The sequence below is a fragment of the Cellulomonas septica genome, from assembly GCF_012396155.1.
Taxonomy (GTDB): Bacteria; Actinomycetota; Actinomycetes; order Actinomycetales; family Cellulomonadaceae; genus Cellulomonas; species Cellulomonas septica.
Genome location: NZ_JAAXOY010000394.1, coordinates 1 through 3,261, shown reverse-complemented (window position 1 = coordinate 3,261; position 3,261 = coordinate 1). Strand labels below are relative to the sequence as shown.

4 protein-coding genes and 1 tRNA gene are annotated in these 3,261 nt (G+C 74.1%); 1 reads left to right on the top strand and 4 read right to left on the bottom strand.

Annotated elements, in window-relative coordinates:
- Positions 1–244: 244 nt before the first annotated feature.
- A tRNA-Arg gene (locus HGA02_RS13805) sits at positions 245–320 on the top strand.
- Between the two features lie 34 nt (positions 321–354).
- Here the strand turns inward: HGA02_RS13805 and HGA02_RS21030 are convergent.
- The 4 genes from HGA02_RS21030 to HGA02_RS13785 all read right to left on the bottom strand — a co-directional run.
- Positions 355–759: an ATP-binding protein gene (locus HGA02_RS21030; RefSeq protein WP_168679492.1), complete on the bottom strand. Its 405-nt coding sequence runs from the start codon at positions 757–759 to the stop codon at positions 355–357.
- Positions 749–1,081, bottom strand: a complete 333-nt coding sequence (locus tag HGA02_RS13795) for an STAS domain-containing protein (protein WP_168679490.1) — start codon at positions 1,079–1,081, stop codon at positions 749–751. The genes HGA02_RS21030 and HGA02_RS13795 overlap by 11 nt, the downstream gene beginning before the upstream one ends.
- The gene (locus HGA02_RS13790; protein ID WP_168679488.1) at positions 1,081–3,018 is read right to left on the bottom strand and encodes a glycosyltransferase family 2 protein; all 1,938 of its coding nucleotides are present in this window, start codon (positions 3,016–3,018) and stop codon (positions 1,081–1,083) included. The genes HGA02_RS13795 and HGA02_RS13790 overlap by 1 nt, the downstream gene beginning before the upstream one ends.
- Positions 3,018–3,261: SpoIIE family protein phosphatase (locus HGA02_RS13785; RefSeq protein WP_168679486.1), on the bottom strand; the 244-nt coding region annotated here is incomplete at its 5' end. The genes HGA02_RS13785 and HGA02_RS13790, both read right to left, overlap by 1 nt.

Here is a 3,261-nt window from a genome sequence, read left to right as displayed (position 1 = left end):
CGCGTGCCGCGCACGGCTGGGCGGCGCCGCGTGCGACCCCTGCGCCGGCGGCGCGGGGACGGTGCCGGGCTGCGCGCTCACGCGCTCATTGTCGTGGCGCGATCTGACCTGGACAAACGCGCCACGCGGTGACGCGTGCCCCGATCCTGGCCGGATGCGGGTTGTGCAGCCCTCGTGCGACGCCCTCCGGGACGCCGCGGGGACGCTCGCGGGGCGCCGCGAACACTAGGCTGAGACCCCGCTGGCCCCCGTAGCTCAACGGATAGAGCAACGGCCTTCTAATCCGTCGGTTGCAGGTTCGAGTCCTGCCGGGGGCGCCACCGGGTCGCGACGTCCGCCGTCCCGCGCCCACGCTCAGCCGCGCGGACGGGACAGCGTCCAGAGGGTCACGCCGCCCTGGTCGGAGCACGTGAGCTCGACGAGCATGCGCGTGAGGGCGAGGCCGCGGCCGGACTCCGCGTCGACGCCGGGCATCGCGGTGTCGAGGTCGACCGCCGGCGGCGGCCCGGGCTGCGTGATCTCGGCGACCAGCCCGGCGTCGTCGGCACGCAGCAGCAGGTGGTGGCCGTGGCCGTCGAGCCCGTGCCGCAGGACGTTCCCCGCGACCTCGACGACGGCCGTCTCGAGCGCGATCCGGTCGGTCTCCCCGACGTCGCCCACGATCCCCCAGAGCCGGTCGAGCGCGTCGTGGACGCGCGCGAGCACGACGGCGCCGTCGGGCCCGTCGAGGTCCGCCTCGACGCGGACGTCAGGAGGCACGCAGCGCGTCCTCGACGGTGTCGTAGGGCCGCAGCACGCGGTCCATGGTCGTGAGCTGCAGGACGGTACGGATCTGCGGGCCGGGTCGGGCGATGCGCAGGTCGCCCCCGACCTCGCGCGTGGCCCGCAGCCCGCCGACGAGCGCGCCGAGCCCGGACGAGTCCATGAACGTCGTGTCCGCCAGGTCGAGCACGACGACGCGGTGCCCCGCGGCGACGGTCTCGTCGACGCGCGACCGCAGCTCGGACGCGGTCACCATGGTGAGGCGGCCGGCGGGCCGCAGCACGGCGGCGTCGGGTCGCAGGTCGGTCTCGATCTCCATCAGTCCATCCTCTCCGCACCCTGGTACCCGCGGTACCGGAGCGCCTGCACGATCACGCTGAGCACGACGAGGTCGTACGCGACCCACACCAGGTTGACGGACGTGCCGACCCACGGCGCGTACCCGAGCCCCCAGCGCACGATCCCGACGACCGCCGCGACGACGAGCACGGCCATCGCCGTGAGCTGCGGCACGACGAGCCGCCACGAGCCGCCGCCGTCCTGCCGCACCTTCGGGGTGACGGCGAACCCGAGCGGCCGCCCGAACCAGACGTTGGCCGCCGCGGTCCACGTCGCCTTGATCCACACGGGGAACAGCGCGAGCGAGTACTGCTGCCCGCGCCACGCCCGGATCCCGCGCGCCGCGACGAGGAACAGCACCTGGCTCGCGATCTGGAACGGCAGGAACCGCGCGAAGAAGTCCCACGTCCAGGCGGTCACGGGCAGGACGCCGAAGCACAGGAAGATGACGGGCGCCGCGAGGTACACGATCGCCGCGAAGCCCGACAGGTAGCTCCACATGGTCGCGAAGTACATGAGCCGCTGCCCGAGGCGCAGCCCGCGGACCGTGAGCGGGTTCTCCTGGAGGAAGACCTGCATGGTCCCCTGCGCCCAGCGCAGCCGCTGCGTGATCATCGTGCCGAGGTCCTCGGGCGCGAGGCCGTGCGCGAGCACCTCGTGGTGGTAGACGGTGCGCCAGCCGAGCGCGTGCAGCCGCATGGCGGTCGCCATGTCCTCGGTCACGGACAGGGTCGCGACGGGCATGACGGGCTGCGCCTCGTCGCCGCGGTCCACGTCGACGGCCCTCACGAGGGCCTGCACCGAAACGAGCGCCCCGAGCGGCGAGAGCTCGCGGTCGGTGAGCCGGGCCAGCGCCGTGTCGTCGACGACGGGCGTGCCGAGCTCGGTGTCCGTGTCGATCGGCCAGGCGCCGATCGCGTCGAGGTCCGCGCGGATCGCCGCGAGGTCGGTGTCGACGAGCCCGCCCGACACCTCGTCGACGCGTCGCTGGAACGCGTAGGTCACCTCGCCGAGCGGCCGGCCGGCGTCGAGCTCCGCGAGCGACGTGCGCGCGGCGGCCGAGACCTGGTCGACCGCGGCGGCGACGCGCGGGTCGTCCGCCCGGCGGCGGGCACGGGCCAGGACGGTGCGCGAGGTGCGCAGCGCGTCCCGCACGGCCGCCTCGGTCGCGCGCACGTACCCGACGAGCCCGAGCTGCATGAGGGCGTCACGGCGCAGGATCGCGTTCGAACCGCAGAAGAACGCCGCGTTCCAGCCGTCCTTGCCCTGCTGGATCGGGCCGTAGAACAGCGGCGCCTGGCTGCCGAGCGGGTCCGCCTCGGGCACGTTCGTGAACCACTGCGGGGTCTGCACGAGCGCGACCTGCGGGTCGTCGAAGTGGCCGAGCGTCCGGTCGAGCAGCGCCGGGTCGGGGATCTGGTCGGCGTCGAGCACCACGAGGAACTCGCCGTCCGTCTGGAACAGCGCGTTGTTGAGGTTGCCCGCCTTGGCGTGCCGCGGCCGGTCCTGCCAGTCGTCGCTGCGCACGAGGTAGCCGACCCCGGCGTCCCGCGCGGCGGCCGCCAGGTCGGGCCGGGCGCCGTCGTCGAGGATCCACGTGCGATGCGGGTACCGGATGTCGCGCGCGGCGACGGCGGTCGTCAGGACGAGCTCGAGCGGCTCGTCGTACGTCGTGATGAACACGTCGACGGTGAGGCCCGCCGCCGGTGCATCGGGCTGGGGCCGGGGCTTGGCCCGCCACATCGTGACGCCGAACAGCGCGACGTCGACGAAGCTGTACGTCTCGGCGATCACGAGCGGCACGGCGATCCACCATGCCGACCAGTTGACGGACTCGAGCCAGCGCCAGACGACGTAGTTGGCACCCAGCGCGATCGTCAGCGCGACGACGACCCGCAGCAGCAGCGCGCGTCCCATCACGGCTCCCGCTGCACGGCGACGACCGTGAGGTCGTCCGGCCGGTCGGTCGCACCGCGCGCGAGCGCGAGGACACGGTCGACCGCGTCGCTCGCGCTCGACGCCCCGCCGAGCCGTCGCGCGACCTCGTCGACCGACGCGAGCGTCCCGTCGAGCACGTCGAGCACGCCGTCGCTGAACGTGACGAGCAGGTCGCCCGGGGCTAGGTCGACGTGCGCGGCGTCGCGCACGGGCGGCGGGGCG

What these genes read in the sequence shown, in the direction of transcription:
- HGA02_RS13795 (WP_168679490.1), bottom strand. Translation starts at nt 1,081, where the DNA reads ATGGAGATCGAGACCGACCTGCGACCCGACGCCGCCGTGCTGCGGCCC.
- HGA02_RS13790 (WP_168679488.1), bottom strand. Translation starts at nt 3,018, where the DNA reads ATGGGACGCGCGCTGCTGCTGCGGGTCGTCGTCGCGCTGACGATCGCG.